Genomic DNA, 19,047 nt, shown 5'->3' with positions numbered 1-19,047 from the left:
CCGCCCGAGCCGTCGCGCCTCACTGCCCCGCGGTCAGACCCGCCAGTTCCGTCTCACGCTCGGAGACCTGCGCCAGCAGTTGCTCCGCGATTTCCTCCAGCAGCCGGTCCGGGTCGTCCGGAGCCATCCGCAGCATCGATCCGATCGCGCTCTCCTCCAGCTCCCGCGCCACCGCCGCCAAGAGCTCCTTGCGCCGCGCCAGCCACTCCAGCCGCGCATAGAGCTCGTCGCTCTCGCTCGGCCGGGCCGACTCCGGCGCCGGGCCCGCCGCCCACTCCTCCGCCAGCTCGCGCAGCAGGGTCTCCTCGCCCCGCGCGTACGCCGCGTTGACCCGGGAGATGAACGCGTCCCGCCGCGCGCGCTCGGCTTCGTCCTGGGCGAGGTCCGGATGCGCCTTGCGCACCAGCTCGCGGTACAGCCTGCGGACCTCCTCCGAGGGCCGCACCCGCTCCGGCGGCCGCACGGTACGGTCGGTGAGCATCGCGGCGGCGTCGTCGGAGATCCCGTCGGAGCCCATCCAGTCGTGGAACAGCTCGTCGACGCCGGGCATCGGCATCACCAGCGACCGCGCATCGCGGGCCCGCCGAAGATCCTCCGGATCACCGGTCCGCGCCGCCTTCGCCTCGGCGATCAGCGCGTCCAGTTCGTCGAGCCGCGAGTACATCGGGCCGAGCTTCTGGTGGTGCAGCCTGGAGAAGTTCTCCACCTCCACCCGGAAGGTCTCCACCGCGATCTCAAACTCGATCAGCGCCTGCTCCGCGGCACGCACCGCCCGGTCAAGCCGGGCCTCGGGCCGCTCGTCGCCGGAGTCGGCGGGCTCTTGGGGGACTGTCTGCTCCGTGTGCTCGCTCACCCGGCCAGCCTAAGGCCCGTCCGCCCCGGTGGACGCTGCGTGTTTCACGTGAAACATCCACTGGTTTCACGTGAAACGTCCCCCGTCGCCCCGCTCCACCACCGCCGCCCGCAGTGCCCCGGAGAGGGACGGGCCCCTACCCTCAGACGCCGAACTCGGCCGCGATCCGGCCAGACCGGACCGCCGCCACCAGATAGGCGTGGTCGGCCTCGCTCCGGTCCGCATACGCCACGGCAAAGGCGGCCATCGCCTCGTCCAGCTCCTCGTTCTTTCCGCAGTACCCCGCGAGCACCCGCGGATCGGCGCTGTGTGCGTGGGCCCGGGCCAGCAGGGCGCCGGTCATCCGTCCGTAGTCGTCGATCTGCTCGGGGGCGAGCGCCGCCGGGTCCACACTGCCCTTGCGGTTGCGGAACTGGCGGACCTGATAGGGGCGCCCCTCCACGGTGGTCCAGCCCAGCAGGATGTCGGACACCACCTGCATGCGCTGCTGTCCGGCCACCACCCGGCGGCCCTCGTGCTCCTCCTGCGGCGCGTGGAAGCCCAGCGCGGGCAGGTGCGGCAGCAGCACGGAAGGCCGCGCCTCCTTCACCTGGAGGACCAGCGGCTCCCCCCGGTGGTCCAGCAGCAGCACCACGTACGAGCGGGTGCCCACGCTCCCGGTGCCCACCACGCGGAACGCGACGTCGTGGATGGCGTACCGGGCCAGCAGCGGCAGCCGGTCGCCCTGCAAGGTGTGCAAGTAGGGGCCCAGCGAGGCGGCCACGGCAGCCGCCTCGTCGTCGCCGACCCGGCGCAGAACCGGAAGCGCGTCCACGAAGCGCCGGAACCCGTCGGGACCGGCCTGCGTCGACTTGGCCGCGAACCGGGCCGAGGTGTTGTTGCGGGCCTTCTCCGAGACCCGTTCCAGGGTGCCCAGCAGGTCCCGGGCATCGGTGTGCGAGACCAGTTCCTCGTCCGCGATGGCGTTCCACGCGTCGAGCGCCGGCAGCTTGGCCAGCAGCCGCATGGTCCGCCGGTATGCGCCCACCGCGTCCAGCGCGGCCGCCCGGCAGGTGTCCTCGTCCGCCCCCGCCACCCGGCCGGCCAGCACCAGCGAGGTCGCCAGCCGCTTCACGTCCCACTCCCACGGCCCGAAGACGGTCTCGTCGAAGTCGTTCAGGTCGATGACGAGCCGGCCGCGCGCGTCCCCGTAGAGACCGAAGTTCGCCGCGTGCGCGTCACCGCAGATCTGCGCGCCGACGCCGGTCACCGGGCCGCCGGACAGGTCGTGCGCCATCAGACCGGCCGCGCCCCGCAGGAACGCGAACGGGTTCGCGGCCATGCGGCCCACGCGGATCGGCGTGAGTTCCGCGACCCGTCCGACGTTGGACTCCTCGACGGCGCGCACGGCGTCCGGCCGTCCGGCCGGGGCCTCGAACCGCGCGTGCGCCGAGCGCGGAACGCGTGCCCGCAGCGCCCTGCCGGTCTCCTTGGCGGAGCCCGCCACGACCCGCGGCGCGAATCCGGCGACCCGCGGTATCCGTCCGGCTCCCGTCGCCGGTTCCGCCCCCACTGCCTGCTCCGCCGGTACCGCCACCATGCGTGCCGCCCCCCACCCGTAACTGCCGTACTTCTCGGCCAACATCAATGATTCGGCCTGACCGTATCGACTGCCCGGCACCCCTGACCAGCAGGGCGCCCCGCACCGGGTTCTCACGCTCCGGCCCGGGCCCCGGTCCGGCTCACGTACGGCGGCCCGTCCCGCCGCCTGCCTGATCAGCCGCGCGGCCGCGGCCGGCCGGTCGGCACAGAACCGCACCCTCCGGGCCCTGACGCTCCCACCCCGCCGCAGCCCGTGCCCGACGGCCAGCCCGTGCTCGGCCCGCGCCCCCACCACCTCCGACAGCGGCAGGCACAGCCCCCTGAACGGCCCGGTCCGCAGCCGCAGTACCCGCCCGTCCAACAGGTGCGGCGCACGGACGGTCATCGCGCAGAGCACGAGGGCGCACCCGACCCACAACAGGTGCAGCACCCGGAACGCGGCCGGGACCATCGCGTCGACAACGACTTCGACGACGAGATCCACCCCGGCCACCGCCCACACCACCAGACGCGCATCTGCGGCGCACGCCCCGGCCATGACGTACGTCACCGGCACTTCGGCGCCTGACTCGCCCTCAGCGCGATGCAGGCACCACACGAGCCGTCGCAGGGCAAAGCAAAACGGCCGCCATCGTTTTCACGATGACGACCGTTTCGTCGTTGCCAAGAACACCGTTTCATCGGCGTCCTCAGTGGGCGAGGGGGGATTTGAACCCCCACGTCCCGAAGGACACTGGCACCTGAAGCCAGCGCGTCTGCCGTTCCGCCACTCGCCCGAGCAGCTCCCCAGCGGTTCTTCCCTTTCGGGCCGTTCCCCTGGCGACGTCGAAACATTAGCACGTCGGACGGGGTGCAATCACATCGCTTTCCGACCACCCGCCACCACCGCCACGACGGTCCCCTCCCGCACTCCGCTCCCGGTGCGGGACACTGTCCTTGGAGCGCCCCTACGATCCTTGTGAGGACCAACACTCCTGGGTATGCGACCGGAGGGGAACCACCCGAATCCGCCACGCGTGGATACGATCAGTAAGCAGTACAGGGCGACAACGACGGAGGAGGTGCCCCATGGGAGTTCTGAAGCGGTTCGAGCAGCGACTCGAAGGTCTGGTGAACGGCACCTTCGCCAAGGTCTTCAAGTCCGAAGTCCAGCCGGTGGAGATCGCCGGCGCCCTCCAGCGCGAGTGCGACAACAACGCCACCATCTGGAACCGCGAGCGGACCGTCGTCCCCAACGACTTCATCGTGGAACTCAGCTCCGGCGACTACGAGCGCCTGAGCCCCTACTCCGGACAGCTCGGCGACGAGCTCGCGGGCCTCGTCCGCGACTACGCCAAGCAGCAGCGCTACAGCTTCATGGGCCCCATCAAGGTGCACCTGGAGAAGGCCGACGACCTGGACACCGGTCTCTACCGCGTCCGCAGTCGGACCCTCGCCTCCAGCACCTCCCAGCCGGGCGGCCCCCAGGGGCAGGGCGAGGCGCCCCAGGGCGCGCAGCAGGGCGGCTACGGGTACCCCCCGGTCGCCGCCCCGCCCATGCCGAGCGCCCCGCCGCCCGGCGGTCCCGCCGCGCGCCGCGGCGGTCCCGGGCCGGGACCGGGACCGGGCGCCCCCGGGACCACGCGCCGCTGGATCGAGATCAACGGCACCCGCCACCAGATCTCGCGCCCCACGCTCGTACTCGGCCGAAGCACCGAGGCCGATGTGCGGATCGACGACCCCGGCGTATCGCGCCGGCACTGTGAGATCCGGACCGGAACGCCCCCGACGATCCAGGATCTCGGGTCCACCAACGGCATCGTGGTGGACGGGCAGCACACCACCCGCGCTACGCTCCGCGACGGCTCGCGGATCGTCGTGGGCAGCACCACCATCATTTACCGGCAAGCCGAAGGGTGAAGCGGGGGCAATGTCAGAGCTGACCCTGACGGTCATGCGGTTGGGTTTCCTGGCCGTTCTGTGGCTGTTCGTCATCGTGGCCGTCCAGGTCATCCGCAGCGACCTCTTCGGCACGAGAGTCACGCAACGCGGCTCCCGCCGCGGCGGCGGCGCAGGCGGTGCCCCGCAGCAGACGGGGCGCCAGAGCGCGCCCCCGCAGCAGCGGCAGCGCCGCGGGGCGCCCACCAAACTCGTCGTGTCCGAGGGCACCCTCACGGGTACCACGGTCGCCCTGTCCGGGCAGACGATCACCTTGGGCCGCGCCCACGACTCCACGATCGTGCTGGACGACGACTACGCGTCCAGCCGTCATGCCAGGATCTACCCCGACACCGACGGCCAGTGGATCGTCGAGGACCTCGGGTCCACCAACGGGACCTATCTCGACCGGACCCGGCTGACCACCCCGACGCCCATCCCGCCGGGCGCCCCGATCCGCATCGGCAAGACCGTCATCGAGCTGCGGAAGTAGTACGAGAATGAGCGAGCGGAGCGAGCGAGCCGCGGCGGCCCGTCCCACCGGGGACACGGACCCGCGCGCGCTCCCGACCGGAGGGTGGGCAGTGTGGCTCGTCGAGACCGGTTGTACCCGGAGGCAGCGTCGACAGGGCAGGTGCGCATGAGTCTGTCCCTGCGGTTCGCCGCCGGATCGCACAAGGGCATGATCCGCGAAGGCAACGAGGACTCCGGTTACGCCGGCCCCCGCCTCCTCGCGATCGCCGACGGCATGGGCGGCCAGGCCGCCGGCGAAGTCGCCAGCTCCGAGGTGATCTCCACCCTCGTGCAGCTCGACGACGACGTCCCGGGCTCCGACATCCTCACCGCCCTCAGCGTCGCCGTGCAGCGCGCCAACGACCAGTTGCGCGCCATGGTCGAGGAAGACCCACAGCTGGAGGGCATGGGCACCACCCTGACCGCCCTGCTGTGGACCGGCCAGCGCCTCGGCCTCGTCCACGTCGGCGACTCCCGCGCGTACCTCCTGCGCGACGGCGTCCTCACGCAGATCACCCAGGACCACACCTGGGTGCAGCGCCTCGTCGACGAGGGCCGCATCACCGAAGAGGAAGCCACCACCCACCCGCAGCGCTCGCTGCTCATGCGGGCCCTGGGCAGCGGCGACATCGTCGAGCCGGACCTGTCCATCCGCGAGGTCCGTCCCGGCGACCGCTACCTCATCTGCTCCGACGGGCTGTCCGGCGTCGTCTCCCACCAGACGCTGGAGGAGACCCTCGCCGACTACCACGGCCCGCACGAGACCGTGCAGTCCCTGATCCAGCTCGCCCTGCGCGGTGGCGGCCCCGACAACATCACCTGCATCGTGGCCGACGTCCTCGACACCGACAGCGGCGACACCCTCGCCGCCCAGCTGAACGACACCCCGGTGGTCGTCGGCGCGGTCGCCGAGAACCAGCACCAGCTCTTCGACGGCAACGCCATGCAGACCCCGGCCGGCCGGGCCTCGGGTCTCGGCCGCCCGGCCGCCCCGCCCGCGGGCGCCTTCGGCCCTCCCGGCAGCGGCGACAACCCCGGCTACGGATACCCCGACCAGAGCCAGGGCGGCGGCTACGGAAGCTTCGGCGACGCCGACAGCGGCGCCTACGACACCGAATCCGGCTACGAGGACACCTACGACAAGCCGCGCAGGCGCCGCGGCAAAGGGCGCAGGTGGACCGGCCGGACCCTGATCCTGCTGCTCGTCGCGGGCGTGATCGGCGGAGGCGTGTACGCCGGGCACCGCTGGACCCAAACCCAGTTCTACGTCGGCGTCAAGGACGATCACGTCGCGCTGTACCGCGGCATCAGCCAGAACCTCGCCTGGATCCACCTCTCGCAGGTGGAGACGGACCACCCCGACATCGAACTCAAGTACCTGCCGTCCTTCAAGCGCAAGCAGGTCCAGGCCACGATCGGCGAAGGCAGCCTCGACGGAGCCCGCAAGAAGATCGACGAGCTCGGCGCCCAGGTGTCCGCCTGCAAGAAGGACGAAGCCCGCCGCGCCGCCGAGGCGCAGAACAACCCGACACCCGGCCCCGGCCTGACTCCCGCGGAGCAGCAGCTGGCCGGCCAGTGCGAAAAGCCCTAGCCACACGCGGGCACAGGGGGCCTGCCACACCATGAGCGTTGTCACCAACACGACCACCATCGGCGCGATCGAGCTGCCGAGCCGGCGGAACACCGAGCTCCTGCTGCTCGCCTTCGCCGTGGTCATCCCGATCTTCGCCTACGCCAACGTGGGGCTGTCGATCCACGGCAAGCTGCCTCCGGGCATGCTCACCTACGGGCTCGGCCTCGGCGTGCTCGCCGGTCTCGCGCACCTCGTGGTGCGCCGCTACGCCAAGTACGCCGACCCGTTGCTGCTGCCGATCGCCACGCTGCTCAACGGGCTCGGGCTCGTGATCATCTACCGGCTCGACCAGTCCGAGCGGCTGCAGAACCTCGCCAAGCGCCAGTTCGGCGGCTTCACCGAGTCGGCGCCCCGGCAGATGATGTACACGGCCCTCGCCCTCGCCCTGTTCGCGGTCGTGCTGCTGGTCCTCAAGGACCACCGCGTGCTCCAGCGGTTCACGTACATCTCCATGGCCGCCTCGCTGGTCCTGCTGATCCTGCCCGTCGTCCCGGGCCTGGGCGCCGACGTCTTCGGCGCGAAGATCTGGATCAGCGTCGGCGGCTTCTCCATCCAGCCGGGCGAGTTCGCGAAGATCGTGATCGCGATCTTCTTCGCCGGGTACCTGATGGTGAAGCGCGACGCCCTGGCGCTGGCCAGCCGCCGCTTCATGGGCCTCTACCTGCCGCGCGGCCGTGACCTCGGTCCGATCCTGATGATCTGGGCGATGAGCCTGCTCGTCCTCGTCTTCGAGAACGACCTCGGCACCTCGCTGCTCTTCTTCGGCATGTTCGTGATCATGCTGTACGTGGCCACCGAACGCACCAGCTGGATCGTGATCGGCCTGCTCATGTCGATCGGCGGCGCCGTCGTCGTCGGCACCACCGCCAGCCACGTCAAGGTCCGCGTCACCGCCTGGCTCGACCCGTTCGCCTGCTACAGCAAGTCCGGCGCCTGCGAGCAGGTCGGCCAGTCGATCATGAGCTTCGGTTCCGGCGGGGTCCTCGGCACCGGCTGGGGACAGGGCAACTCCGACCTGATCGGCTTCGCCGCCAACTCCGACTTCATCTTCTCCACCGTCGGCGAGGAACTCGGCCTCTCCGGCGTCATGGCTTTCCTGCTGCTCTACGGCCTGATCATCGAGCGCGGCGTCCGCACCGCCCTCGCCGCCCGCGACCCGTTCGGCAAGCTCTTCGCCATCGGCCTCTCCGGCGCGTTCTCCCTCCAGATCTTCGTCGTCGCCGGCGGAGTCATGGGCCTCATCCCCCTCACCGGCATGACCATGCCCTTCCTCGCCTCCGGCGGTTCCTCCGTCCTCGCGAACTGGGTGCTCATCGCCATCCTCATCCGGATCAGCGACACCGCACGCCGCCCCGCCCCGGCCCCCGCCCCGTCCCCCGACTCCGAGATGACCCAGGTGGTCCGACCGTCATGAACAAGCCCCTGCGCCGCATCTCGCTGTTCTGCGGGCTGCTCGTCCTCGCGCTGCTGATCCGTACGAACTGGCTGCAGTACGTCCAGGCCGAGGAACTCAGCACCCGCAAGGAAAACCGCCGGGTCCAGATCGCCCAGTACGCCACCGAGCGCGGCAACATCATCGTCCAGGGCCAGCCGGTCACCGGCTCCGCCGTCACCGACGGCAGCGACTTCAAGTACAAGCGGACGTACATCGACGGCCCCCTGTGGGCGCCCGTCACCGGCTACGCCTCGCAGGCCTTCGGCTCGACGCAGCTGGAGAACATCGACGACGGCATCCTCACCGGCAACGACGACCGGCTCTTCTTCGACCGCACCATCGGCATGTTCACCGGGGAGAAGAAGCAGGGCGGCAACGTCGTCACCACCCTGAACGCCGCCGCCCAGAAGGCGGCCTACCAGCAGCTCGGCAACAAGAAGGGTGCCGTCGCGGCGATCGACCCGCGCACCGGCGCCATCCTGGCCCTGGTCAGCACCCCGTCCTACGACCCCTCCCGCTTCGCCGGCTTCTCGAAGGACGACGGCAAGGCCTGGCGCGAACTCAACGACAGCGAGGACAAGAACCTCGTCAACCGCGCCCTGCGCGAGACCTACCCGCCGGGCTCCACCTTCAAGGTGGTCACGGCCTCCGCCGCGCTGGAGAACGGCGTGGTCACGGACATCAACGCGCCCACGGACACCGCCGAGCCGTACATCCTGCCCGGCACGCAGACCCCGATGGTCAACCACGCCAGCAACTGCGAGAAGGCGACCCTGAATTACGCGTTGCAGGTGTCCTGCAACTCGGTCTTCGCCAACATGGGCGACAAGGTCGGCCGCGACAAGATGGTCGACATGGCCCAGAAGTTCGGGTTCAACAGCACCATCGACACCCCCGTCCGCGCCTTCGCCAGCGTCTACGACAAGAACATGAGCAAGGACGGCAACGCGCAGAGCTCCATCGGCCAGTTCAACACCGCCGCCACCCCCCTCCAGATGGCCATGGTCACCTCGGCCATCGCCAACGACGGCAAGCTGATGAAGCCCTACATGGTCGACCAGCTGACCGCGCCCAACCTCGACGTGATCGAGAAGCACGAGCCGCAGGAAATGAGCCGGCCCCTCTCCGCCGCGAACGCGCAGAAGGTCCAGAAGATGATGGTCAACGTCGTCGAGAACGGCACCGGCACCCCGGCCAAGATCAAGGGCGTGACCGTCGGAGGCAAGACCGGTACCGCCCAGCACGGCGAGAAGAACGCCAAGCGCCCCTACGCCTGGTTCATCTCCTACGCCGAGCTCCCCGACGGTTCCTCCCCGGTCGCCGTCGCCGTCGTCGTCGAGGACAGCGACGCCAGCCGTGAGGACATCACCGGTGGCGGCCTGGCTGCGCCGGTCGCCAAGGCGGTCATGGAAGCCGTTCTGAAGAACAACAAGGGATGAGGAACGAAGACAGGATCCGAGCGCTCGGTACCGGTCTCGTATCAGCCTGTGGTCACGAGACGATCACTCCCGATCGGCCGGTAGCCTTTGCGCGAACAGCACACCGCCGGACCACACACCGGTGCGGTCGGGACTGACGGAGAGGGCTGCAAGTTATGGAAGAGCCGCGTCGCCTCGGCGGCCGGTACGAGCTGAGCCACGTGCTCGGCCGTGGTGGCATGGCCGAGGTCTACCTCGGTCACGACACCCGGCTCGGCCGTACCGTCGCCGTCAAGACCCTGCGCGCCGACCTCGCCCGCGACCCGTCCTTCCAGGCCCGGTTCCGCCGCGAGGCCCAGTCGGCCGCATCGCTCAACCACCCGGCGATCGTCGCCGTCTACGACACCGGCGAGGACTACGTAGACAACATCTCCATCCCGTACATCGTGATGGAGTACGTCGACGGGTCCACCCTGCGCGAGCTGCTGCACTCCGGCCGCAAGCTGCTGCCCGAGCGCACCCTGGAAATGACCATCGGCATCCTCCAGGCCCTCGAGTACTCGCACCGCGCCGGCATCGTGCACCGCGACATCAAGCCCGCCAACGTGATGCTGACCCGCACCGGTCAGGTCAAGGTCATGGACTTCGGCATCGCCCGCGCCATGGGCGACTCCGGCATGACCATGACGCAGACCGCCGCCGTCATCGGCACCGCCCAGTACCTCTCCCCGGAGCAGGCCAAGGGCGAGCAGGTCGACGCGCGCTCCGACCTCTACTCCGCCGGCTGCCTGCTGTACGAGCTGCTGTGCGTCCGGCCTCCGTTCGTCGGCGACTCCCCGGTGGCCGTCGCCTACCAGCACGTGCGCGAGGAACCGCAGCCGCCGTCGAACTTCGACCCCGAGATCACGCCGGTCATGGACGCCATCGTCCTCAAGGCCCTGGTCAAGGACCCCGACTACCGCTACCAGTCCGCCGACGAGATGCGCGCCGACATCGAGGCCTGCCTCGACGGCCAGCCCGTCGCCGCGACCGCCGCCATGGGCGCCGCCGGCTACGGCTACGGCGACCAGGGCCACGGTTACGGTCACCAGGGCTACGACCAGCCCACCACCGCCCTGCGCAGCACCGACGCCGGCCAGACCGCGATGATGCCCCCGACGCCCCCGGGCGACGGCGGCTACGGGTACGGCGACCAGGGCCACGGCGGCTACGACCAGGGCGGCCACGGCCGCCGGCCGCAGAAGAAGAGCCGCGCCTCGACGGTCCTGCTGGCCGTGGCGGCCGTCCTCGTGCTGGTCGGCGCGATCCTCATCGGCCGCACCCTGTTCACCGGCGGCGCCGACAACCGGCCCTCCGTCCCCAAGCTGGTCGGCGAGACCCTGGCCTCGGCCCAGGAACGGGCCAAGAACGTCGGTCTCACGGTCGTGCAGGACGGCACGATGGAATGTGACGACCAGCCCAAGGACCGGGTCTGCCAGCAGAGCCCGGCGCCCGACAGCAAGGCCGACAAGAACCAGCCGGTCAAGGTCAAGATCTCCTCGGGTGCGCCCAAGGTGGCGGTCCCCGACGTGCTGCGGATGAAGTCGGACCAGGCCGAGACCACCTTGCAGGGCAAGGGCTTCCAGGTGGAGAAGAAGCTGGTCGAGTCCGACCAGTCGCCCGGCATCGTCCTGGATCAGGACCCCAAGTCCGACGCCAAGGCGGAGAAGGGTTCGGTCGTCACCCTGACCGTCTCCAAGGAGATCGCCAAGGGCGCCGTCCCGGACCTCACCGGCAAGACCCAGGACGTGGCGGCCAAGCTGCTCTCCGACGCCAAGCTCAAGCTCGGCAGCGTCACCGAGGTCGACGCGCCGCCAGGCGCGGCGCCGAAGACGATCGTGCAGCAGCAGTACGCGCCGGGCGTGGAACTGGCCAAGGGCACGACGGTCAACGTCAGCATCGCCAAGGCCGCGCCGGCGCAGCCGACCGTCGTACCGCCGCTGACCGGTCAGACGGTGGCCCAGGCCAAGGCGACCCTCCAGGCGAGCGGCCTGGTGTTCGGAGCGGTCCTCGCCGGTCCCACGGACGACAACGCGGTGGTCCTGGACTCCACCCCGGCGGTGGGGACTCCCCAGCCCGCCGGCACGGTCATCAACGTCCGCACGGTCAAGGGCCAGGGCGGAGGCTTCTTCGGCGGCCTCACCGGCGGCACGCGCCGCTGACACCCGCCCCGCACGGAAACGGCCCGGCCCTCCCCGCTCCAGGGGGAGGCCGGGCCGTTCCCGTCAGCGTCGCAGTTCCGCGGGCGGGGTGCGCCGGGCGTCCACCTTCTCCGTGCGCACCAGCTCGCCCCACACCACGTAGCGATACTTCGAGGTGTACACCGGCGTGCAGGTCGTCAGCGTGATGTAGCGCCCCGGGGCCGTCCTGCCCGACTCCTTCGGGACCGGGTTGATCACGTCCACGTCGTACTTCGAGGTCTGGCGCAGCTCCGCGAAGACCTTGTACACGTACCAGGTGTCACGCGTCTCGAAGACGAGGGCGTCGCCGTCCTTCACCTTGTCGATGTCGTGGAACTTCGCCCCGTGCCCGTCGCGGTGCGCGGCCAGCGTGAAGTTGCCCTTCGCCTCCCACGGCAGCGCCGCCTTCACCGGCTCCGTGTAGTACCCGGCGACCCCTTCGTTGAGCACGTCCGGTGAGGTGCCCGGCTTGACCAGCACCTCGCCGTTCTCCATCGCCGGTACGTGCAGGAACCCGATGCCGCCCCGGGTGTCCAGCGCCCCGGGTCCGGCCGGCTGCTGCGCCGCGCCGCCCGGCGACGGCTGCTGCCACTGGCGCCGGATCTCGTCGCCGCGCGCCGACGCCTGCCGGTCGGCCAGGACGTTCGTCCACCACAGCGAGTAGGCCACGAACAGGCCCAGCACCAGACCCACCGTGATCAGGAGCTCGCCGAGCACGCTCAGGAACCCGGCGAGGACACTGCGGTCGCGGGGCGGCTGTGCGGAACGGCGGCGGGCACGAGACACTGCGGATTCGTCCTCTGTGGCGTACGTACGGTCGGCTTACGGGCTGTTCAGCGCGGGCGGGGCTCCCTGGCTGCGGGGGCGTTCCCCGGTCATCCTGCCCCATACGATCATCCGGTAGGTGCTGGTGAACTCCGGGGTGCAGGTCGTCAGCGTGATGTACCGGCCGGGCGCCGTGAAGCCGGAGCCCTCGGGGACAGGCTTGATCACCGACACGTTGGACGGCGGGGTCTGCGGCAGCGCGGAGGTCATCTCGTAGGTGTAGTAGGCGTCCCGTGTCTCCACCACGATCGGGTCGCCCGGCACCAGCCGGTTGATGAAGCGGAACGGTTCCCCGTGGGTGTTGCGATGGCCGGCCAGCGCGAAATTGCCCTGCTTGTCGGACGGCATCGCGGTTTTCAGCGGGCCCTCGCCGTAGTGCCCGACCATGCCCTTGTCGAGCACCTGCGTCTTGCTGACGCCCTCCGCGACCGGCACCTTCACGTCCAGTTTCGGGATGTGCAGGATCGCGAAGCCCTGGCCCGGCTCGAAAGCCGCCACCGGCGGCGCGGCCGCCCCGCCCGGGGCGCGTTCCCAGTTGTGCCGCAGCGAGCCCGCGGCCCCGTCCGCCGTCCGCTCCGCCAGCACGTTGGTGTACCAGAGCTGGTAGGTGACGAACAGCAGCATCACCACGCCGACGGTGATGAACAGCTCTCCGACGGCCCGGCTCAGCACCACCAGCGGGCCGCCGGGGCGCTGGCGCCTGCGGCGGCGTCCGCCGCCCCGCTTGCGCGCCCGCGCGTGCGTACGCTTCGCGGCCTCCTGTGCCGCCTTGCGCCGCGCGGCCCGGCCCCCCGTGGGCGCGGACGGCGCGACGGCCGTCACGCGACGGCCTTGCCCACCACCGGGGCCAGCCCCACCGACCGCTCGACGGCGCCGGCGTCACCGCAGCGCACGAGCCAGTTGGCGAGCATCCGGTGTCCCCACTCCGTCAGCACGGACTCGGGGTGGAACTGCACGCCTTCGACGTCGTGCTCCCGGTGCCGGAGCCCCATGATGATCCCGTCCTCGGTGCGCGCGGTGACCTCCAGCGCGTCGGGCAGGGTCTGCGGCTCGGCCGCCAGGGAGTGGTAGCGGGTCGCCGTGAAGGGCGACGGCAGCCCGGCGAACACGCCGAGGCCCTCGTGCACCACCGGCGAGGTCTTGCCGTGCAGCAGTTCCGGTGCCCGGCCGACGACGCCTCCGTACGCGACGGCCATCGACTGCATGCCGAGGCAGACGCCGAAGACGGGGACGCCCGTGTCGGCGCAGTGCCGCACCATGTCGACGCAGACGCCCGCCTCCTCCGGGGTACCCGGGCCGGGCGAGAGCAGTACGCCGTCGAAGCCGTCCTGCGCGTGGGCGAGCTCGACCTCGTCGTTGCGCAGCACCTCGCACTCGGCGCCGAGCTGGTAGAGGTACTGGACCAGATTGAAGACAAAGCTGTCGTAGTTGTCGACAACCAGAATGCGCGCGCTCACGGAGCAGCTCCCGATCCTTCGTCCACCGTCACGTCGTTGAACGGAAGGAGCGGCTCGGCCCACGGGAAGACGTACTGGAACAGCACGAACACCACCGCGAGGACCATTGCGAGCGAGATCAGCGCGCGTACCCATGCGTTGCCGGGCAGATGACGCCAGATCCAGCCGTACATCGCGCCTGCTTCCCTCTCGTTCCACGTTCCTCCCACGCACCGCGGGAGCGGTACCGCAACAGACTAAAGCCAGTGGCCGTAAGAGGGGGGTCACCTCGGCAATCCCCCGGGCGGTCCCTGGGCGGCCGGCCGGGTCCCCGTGAGCTCCGCCCACACCACCAGGCGGTGGCTGTGGCCCCACTCGGGTTCGCAGGTGGTCAGCGTCAGGTACCGGCCGGGGGCGCTGAAGGGGGACCCTTGCGGCACCGGGTCGACCACCCCCGTCTCGGTGGGCAAGACGCGCAGCGGCTCGGCCCGGACGGTGTACGTGTACCAGGCCACGGCGTCCTTGATGATCACGGCGTCCCCGGGGCGCAGCTCCGGCACGTCCTTGAAGGGGTCCCCGTACGTCCGGCGGTGCCCGGCCACCGCGAAGTTCCCCGTCTCGCCGGGACGGGCCGAGCGCGGGTAGTGGCCGAGGCCCTTCTTCAACGGCTCCGGGCCGGTGCCCTCCAGCACGGGCTTGTTCCAGTCCGCGCCGAAGCGGGGGACGTACATCTCGGCGAAGGCCCGCCCCTCGGCGAGCGACGCGGGTGGGTCGGGGGCGGTGGCGGGCGCGGGTGGGGCGGGCCCGGTGGCCTGTGGGGGCGCGGCGGGGGCCGACCAGCGCTCGTGCAGCCGGGCCACCTCGCCGTCCATGGCCCGGTCGGCCCGGACCCCCGTCCACAGCAGCAGGTACGCGACGAACAGCACGATCAGCGTGCCGGCCGTCAGGCACACCTCGCTGAACGTCCTTACCAGCAGGTGCAGTACGAGGTCAGGACGTCGGCGAGGACGTGGATGTGGATGAGGATGTGGACGTAGCGGATTCCACCGGCTTCGCATAGTGGAGGTCCACTGTGCCGGAGTAGCCGGGCAGTGTCAGTGCCTTGTGCTCGTCCACTTTCCAGCCGAGGCCGTACGCGGTGACGTACAGCTGGTAGTTCTGCAGGGCGGGCGAGGCGGCGAGCGCCTTGCGCAACGCACCCGGGTCGCCGACCGCGGAGACCTTGTACGGGGGCGAGTAGACCCGGCCCTGGAGGATCAGGGTGTTTCCGACGCAGCGCACGGCGCTGGTGGAGATCAGCCGCTGGTCCATGATCTGGATCCCGGTGGCTCCGCCCTGCCACAGCGCGTTCACCACGGCCTGGAGGTCCTGCTGGTGGATGACGAGGTCGTTGGGCTGGGGGTCGGGCACGTTGGGGATGCGCGGGGTGGCGTTCGGCGGGGCGTCGTTGAGGGTGACCGACAGTCCCTTGCCGGAGATCTCCTCGGTACCGGAGGCGGCGCGCAGGGCGGCCAGCTTGGCGTCCTCGGCCTTGGTGCTGCCGTCGTCGCGCTCGGCGAGGGCGTCCACCTGGCCGCGCACGGCCGCGGTGGTCTTCTCCAGCTCGGCGTTGTTCTGGCTGCGCTCGTGGATGAGGTCGGAGAGCTTGAGGAGCGAGGCGTCCGTGCGGATGTTCGTACCCTTGGACGTGTTGAAGCTGGTGACGAAGATGAGACCGGCGAGGGCGAAAACGGCGGCGGTCAGCAGCCGGACCGGCCGGAGCCGGCGGCGGGGACCCGCGGAGGAGTCGTGGGAATCGCTCAACGTACCCTTCTCCTTCAACGCCACAGGTCCACTACGCTAACGGACGCCCGGGGCAGGCAAGGTCCCCAGCGCATCGACAGGAGAGCCCCTCGTGCCGAAGTCACGTATCCGCAAGAAGGACGACTACACGCCGCCGCCGACGCGGCAGCCACAGGCGATCAGGTTGACGAACCGCAGCTGGGTGGCCCCGGTCATGCTGGCGTTCTTCCTGATCGGCCTCGCCTGGATCGTCGTCTTCTATGTGACCGACACCCAGCTGCCCATCGAATCCCTGGGCAACTGGAACATCGTGGTCGGTTTCGGCTTCATCGCGGCGGGATTCGGCGTCTCGACGCAGTGGAAGTAGCCCGGCGGGCATAGCGGAAATCCACCGCCGACGGAAGCTCTCCCCATGAGTTATCCACAGCGTCATCCACACCTGAGGAAAAGACAGAAGATCTGTGGATAACTCTGTGGAGAGTTGACGCCGGTGTGATCAGGTGAGTGCGGCCAGCCCGGCCGTCCTGACCACGATCAGCAGCACTGCCAGCAGGAACACCGCCGCGCAGCTCCCCCACTGGAGAAGGCCGCGCTTGCGTCCGGCGGCGGGCAGGAGCAGCCCCATCGTGGCCAGCGCCCCGGTGACCAGACCGCCCACGTGTGCCTGCCAGGAGACGCTGATGTCGCCGATCCGTACGAAGGTCAGCGCCAGCATCAGGGCGACCATGACGATCACCGGGCGCATCTCGTACCGCATCCGGCGCGCGAGGACGGCCGTCGCGCCGAGCAGGCCGAAGACGGCCCCCGACGCGCCGAGCGTCGCGGTGTTCGGCGCGGTCAGCAGGTAGACGAGGGCGCTGCCGCCGAGACCCGACAGCAGGTACACGGTGAGGTAGCGGACCCGGCCGAGGGCGGCTTCCAGCGGGCCGCCGAGCACCCACAGGCCGATCATGTTGCCGATCACGTGCCACCACTCGGTGTGCAGGAACACCGAGGTCAGCAGCCGGTAGTACTGGCCGGTGGACACCCCCTCCAGGGGACCTCCGTAGTACTCCACGTAGCGGCCGAGCAGCTCCAGCCGTACGGGCAGGCCCGGCGCCACCTGCGCGGCGAGGAAGACCGCGATGTTGATCCCGATGAGGATCTTGGTGACGAGGTGCGGATCGGCGGCGACGACGCCGCCCGCCAGTGTCCGCGGTGCGTTCACGGCGGGGTGGCGGCCCGCACCGGAGCCCTCACGCACGCATTCGGGGCACTGGAAGCCGACCGAGGCGCTGATCATGCACTCCGGGCAGATCGGGCGCTCGCAGCGGACACAGCGAATCCCCGTGTCGCGGTCCGGGTGGCGGTAACAGCCCGGCAGGCGGTCGGTGTCCATCGGTTCCCTCGGTTTACGGCGGGACGGGCGCGGGTGCCGCCCCACCGGTCCGGTCAAGGTACGTATCGAGGACGGACGGGCGGGGCGGAAAGGTTCCCGGTGCGGCGCCGCGAGGGATCAGCGCTTCTCGACGACCACCGTCCGGATGATCACGTCGTCCTGCGGCCGCTCGGTACGCGCTTTGGTCGGCAGGGCGGCGATCTCGTCCACGACCTTCCGGCTGGCCTGGTCGGTGACCTCGCCGAAAATGGTGTGCTTGCGGGTCAGCCAGGCGGTGGGCGCGACGGTGATGAAGAACTGGGAGCCGTTGGTGCCCGGGCCTGCGTTGGCCATGGCGACCAGGTACGGCTTGGTGAAGGCCAGGTCCGGGTGGAACTCGTCGGCGAACTGGTAGCCGGGGCCGCCGGTGCCGTTGCCGAGCGGGTCGCCGCCCTGGATCATGAAACCGCTGATGATGCGGTGGAAGACCGTGCCGTCGTACAGCGGATCCGTGGTCTTCTGACCGTCCGTAGGCCTGGTCCATTCGCGTGCGCCGGTGGCCAGCTCCACGAAGTTCCGTACGGTCTTGGGAGCGAAGTTCGCCAGCAGCTCGATCTCGATGTCGCCGTGGTTCGTCTTCAACGTGGCGTAGAGCTTCTCGGCCAACGGGATCTGCCTTCCCTAGTGCTCACTGTCGGTTCCCGATCCTCCCACGGTGCGGGCCGGCCCACGGAAACCCTCCACCCGAATGCCCTGTCTCACATGCCCGTTGGCGCGGGGACAGGCATGATCCGACAAAGGGTGGAAAGGTGAACTGTGTCCGCCACCGAGGAGGAGGATCCCGTGACCCGCAAGGACAGCGTGCGCCTGGCAGCCGAGAACGCCAGGGAAAGCATGCGGCACGCAGCGGAAGTGGTGGCGCCGTACGCAGAAACCGCCAAGGACGCTGCTGTGCACTACGCGCACGAGGCGAACGAGCGGCTGGCGCCGAAGGTCTCGTACGCGGCCGGAGAGGCCGCCCGCCAGGCCCGTACGACCTATGAGAGCCATCTGCACCCGCGCCTCCGGGCCGCGCGGGCCCACGTACCGCCGAACGTCGACCGCGCCGCGACGACCGCCGTGCACCAGACGCGCCGGGTGGCGCGCCAGGCCGCCGACTACACCCAGCCCCGGCTCGGAAGCGCGCTCGCGGCTGCCCAGCCCATGGCCGAGGAGGCTGCGTCGCGTTCCACCGCGGCGCTCGCGGCACTGCGCGGCCAGGTGACGGCCAAGGAGGTGCAGCGGCTGGTGCGCAAGCACGAGCGGCGGGCGCGCGCGGGCCGGCTGCTCAAGGGCGTCGCGATCGCCGGTGTCGTGGCGGGCGCCGCCTTCGCCGCGTGGAAGTGGTGGGACCAGCAGTCCAACCCCGACTGGCTCGTGGAACCCCCGGCGGCCACGGAGATGTCGGGGCGCGGGGCCGAACCGGCCAGCTTCGACGACGAGCTGGCGGCCAAGGAGAACGAGGCGAACTCGAACGGCGAAGCGCAGCAGTAAGCAAGCCGGCAGATACACGCACGGGCGCGGTGAAGGGGCCCGGATCCGGTGGATCCGGGCCCCTTCACCGTGTCGGCGTCTGCGCGGGTCAGCTCGGGAGCATGAGCACCATGCCCGGCCGGATCAGGTCGGGGTTCGGGCCGACGACGGACTTGTTCATGGCGTACAGCTCGCGCCACCGCCCCTCGTTGCCCAGCTCGCGACGGGCGATCGCGGAGAGCGAGTCGCCTGCCTTGACGATGTAGGTGCGCTGCGCCTCGGACGCCGGCTTCGGCGCCGCCGGCACCGCCTTGTGTGCGGCGGAGGCCGGGGTCGGCGTCTTGTGCTGCACGTGCCCGGGGGCCGGTTTCGGCGGGGCCGGGGCGGCCGCCGCCCTGGTTGCCGAGGTGGCGTCGGTGTACTTCCCGCCCATGTCGTTGGGTCCCGCCGCCCTGGCCGGGGACTGCTGCTCGACCTGCTCCCTCGCCTTCTCGGCGGCCTCTTCCTGCCTCTTCTTGTCGGACTTCAGGAAGTCGAAGATTCCCATGGTGTGTGCGCCTCCGGCG

18 protein-coding genes, 1 tRNA gene and 1 pseudogene are annotated in these 19,047 nt (G+C 70.4%); 8 read left to right on the top strand and 12 right to left on the bottom strand.

Translation table 11 applies throughout. From position 1 onward, the window contains the following. Positions 1-19 precede the first annotated feature (19 nt). From IE207_RS20005 to IE207_RS19995, 3 genes are all read right to left on the bottom strand, one after another. A complete protein-coding gene (locus IE207_RS20005) occupies positions 20-853 on the bottom strand; it encodes a J domain-containing protein (protein WP_190185609.1) in 834 nt (277 codons plus the stop codon). A 142-nt stretch (positions 854-995) separates the two neighbouring features. Then, complete coding sequence (locus IE207_RS20000) at positions 996-2,432, bottom strand: DUF2252 domain-containing protein (protein ID WP_190185691.1); 1,437 nt, start codon at positions 2,430-2,432, stop codon at positions 996-998. A gap of 695 nt (positions 2,433-3,127) precedes the next feature. After that, a tRNA-Leu gene (locus IE207_RS19995) sits at positions 3,128-3,210 on the bottom strand. Positions 3,211-3,502: 292 nt separating this feature from the next. Between IE207_RS19995 and IE207_RS19990 the strand changes: the two genes are divergently transcribed. The 6 genes from IE207_RS19990 to pknB all read left to right on the top strand — a co-directional run bounded on the left by IE207_RS19990 (position 3,503) and on the right by pknB (position 11,551). After that, the gene (locus IE207_RS19990; protein WP_190185608.1) at positions 3,503-4,333 is read left to right on the top strand and encodes an FHA domain-containing protein; all 831 of its coding nucleotides are present in this window, start codon (positions 3,503-3,505) and stop codon (positions 4,331-4,333) included. Between the two features lie 10 nt (positions 4,334-4,343). Further along, positions 4,344-4,844, top strand: a complete 501-nt coding sequence (locus IE207_RS19985; protein ID WP_190185607.1) for an FHA domain-containing protein FhaB/FipA — start codon at positions 4,344-4,346, stop codon at positions 4,842-4,844. A gap of 147 nt (positions 4,845-4,991) precedes the next feature. Continuing rightward, entirely contained in the window at positions 4,992-6,455 is a 1,464-nt protein-coding gene (locus tag IE207_RS19980) for a PP2C family protein-serine/threonine phosphatase (protein WP_190185606.1), read from the top strand. Between the two features lie 31 nt (positions 6,456-6,486). Further along, positions 6,487-7,911, top strand: coding sequence for an FtsW/RodA/SpoVE family cell cycle protein (locus IE207_RS19975; RefSeq protein WP_190185605.1), 1,425 nt, complete (start codon positions 6,487-6,489; stop codon positions 7,909-7,911). Further along, entirely contained in the window at positions 7,908-9,371 is a 1,464-nt protein-coding gene (locus IE207_RS19970) for a peptidoglycan D,D-transpeptidase FtsI family protein (protein ID WP_190185604.1), read from the top strand. Before IE207_RS19975 ends, IE207_RS19970 begins: the two co-directional genes overlap by 4 nt. Before the next feature lie 155 nt (positions 9,372-9,526). Beyond that, entirely contained in the window at positions 9,527-11,551 is a 2,025-nt protein-coding gene (gene pknB, locus IE207_RS19965; protein ID WP_190185603.1) for a Stk1 family PASTA domain-containing Ser/Thr kinase, read from the top strand. 63 nt (positions 11,552-11,614) lie between these two features. Here pknB and IE207_RS19960 read toward each other — a convergent pair whose 3' ends face one another. The 6 genes and pseudogenes from IE207_RS19960 to IE207_RS19935 form a co-directional block, all read right to left on the bottom strand. Beyond that, on the bottom strand, positions 11,615-12,355 hold the full coding sequence (locus IE207_RS19960) for a class E sortase (RefSeq protein ID WP_190185602.1): 741 nt from the start codon (positions 12,353-12,355) through the stop codon (positions 11,615-11,617). Positions 12,356-12,391: 36 nt separating this feature from the next. Next, a pseudogene (locus IE207_RS19955) lies at positions 12,392-13,069 on the bottom strand (class E sortase); the annotation flags it as partial. Between the two features lie 143 nt (positions 13,070-13,212). Then, positions 13,213-13,851 carry an aminodeoxychorismate/anthranilate synthase component II gene (locus tag IE207_RS19950; RefSeq protein ID WP_190185600.1) on the bottom strand — a complete coding sequence of 213 codons (639 nt, stop codon included), beginning with the start codon at positions 13,849-13,851 and terminating at the stop codon, positions 13,213-13,215. Further along, a complete protein-coding gene (locus IE207_RS19945; RefSeq protein ID WP_190185599.1) occupies positions 13,848-14,024 on the bottom strand; it encodes a hypothetical protein in 177 nt (58 codons plus the stop codon). Before IE207_RS19945 ends, IE207_RS19950 begins: the two co-directional genes overlap by 4 nt. Positions 14,025-14,114: 90 nt before the next feature. Beyond that, positions 14,115-14,813, bottom strand: a complete 699-nt coding sequence (locus tag IE207_RS19940; RefSeq protein ID WP_268250192.1) for a class E sortase — start codon at positions 14,811-14,813, stop codon at positions 14,115-14,117. Positions 14,814-14,820: 7 nt separating this feature from the next. Next, positions 14,821-15,633, bottom strand: coding sequence for a DUF881 domain-containing protein (locus tag IE207_RS19935; RefSeq protein ID WP_190185597.1), 813 nt, complete (start codon positions 15,631-15,633; stop codon positions 14,821-14,823). Between the two features lie 91 nt (positions 15,634-15,724). Between IE207_RS19935 and crgA the strand changes: the two genes are divergently transcribed. Next, entirely contained in the window at positions 15,725-15,979 is a 255-nt protein-coding gene (crgA, locus tag IE207_RS19930; protein ID WP_190185596.1) for a cell division protein CrgA, read from the top strand. Between the two features lie 129 nt (positions 15,980-16,108). Here crgA and IE207_RS19925 read toward each other — a convergent pair whose 3' ends face one another. Both IE207_RS19925 and IE207_RS19920 read right to left on the bottom strand, forming a co-directional pair. Further along, a complete protein-coding gene (locus IE207_RS19925; RefSeq protein ID WP_190185595.1) occupies positions 16,109-16,990 on the bottom strand; it encodes a rhomboid family intramembrane serine protease in 882 nt (293 codons plus the stop codon). A 117-nt stretch (positions 16,991-17,107) separates the two neighbouring features. Next, on the bottom strand, positions 17,108-17,635 hold the full coding sequence (locus tag IE207_RS19920; RefSeq protein ID WP_190185594.1) for a peptidylprolyl isomerase: 528 nt from the start codon (positions 17,633-17,635) through the stop codon (positions 17,108-17,110). Positions 17,636-17,812: 177 nt separating this feature from the next. On the opposite strand from IE207_RS19920, the gene IE207_RS19915 reads away from it, so the two are divergent. After that, a complete protein-coding gene (locus tag IE207_RS19915) occupies positions 17,813-18,502 on the top strand; it encodes a DUF5324 family protein (protein WP_190185593.1) in 690 nt (229 codons plus the stop codon). 88 nt (positions 18,503-18,590) lie between these two features. On the opposite strand, the gene IE207_RS19910 is transcribed toward IE207_RS19915, so the two are convergent. Then, positions 18,591-19,028 carry a LysM peptidoglycan-binding domain-containing protein gene (locus IE207_RS19910; protein ID WP_190185592.1) on the bottom strand — a complete coding sequence of 146 codons (438 nt, stop codon included), beginning with the start codon at positions 19,026-19,028 and terminating at the stop codon, positions 18,591-18,593. Positions 19,029-19,047 lie beyond the last annotated feature (19 nt).

This window comes from Streptomyces cirratus, from assembly GCF_014650775.1.
GTDB lineage: Bacteria > Actinomycetota > Actinomycetes > Streptomycetales > Streptomycetaceae > Streptomyces > Streptomyces cirratus.
This window is presented reverse-complemented; position numbering and strand designations above follow the sequence as displayed.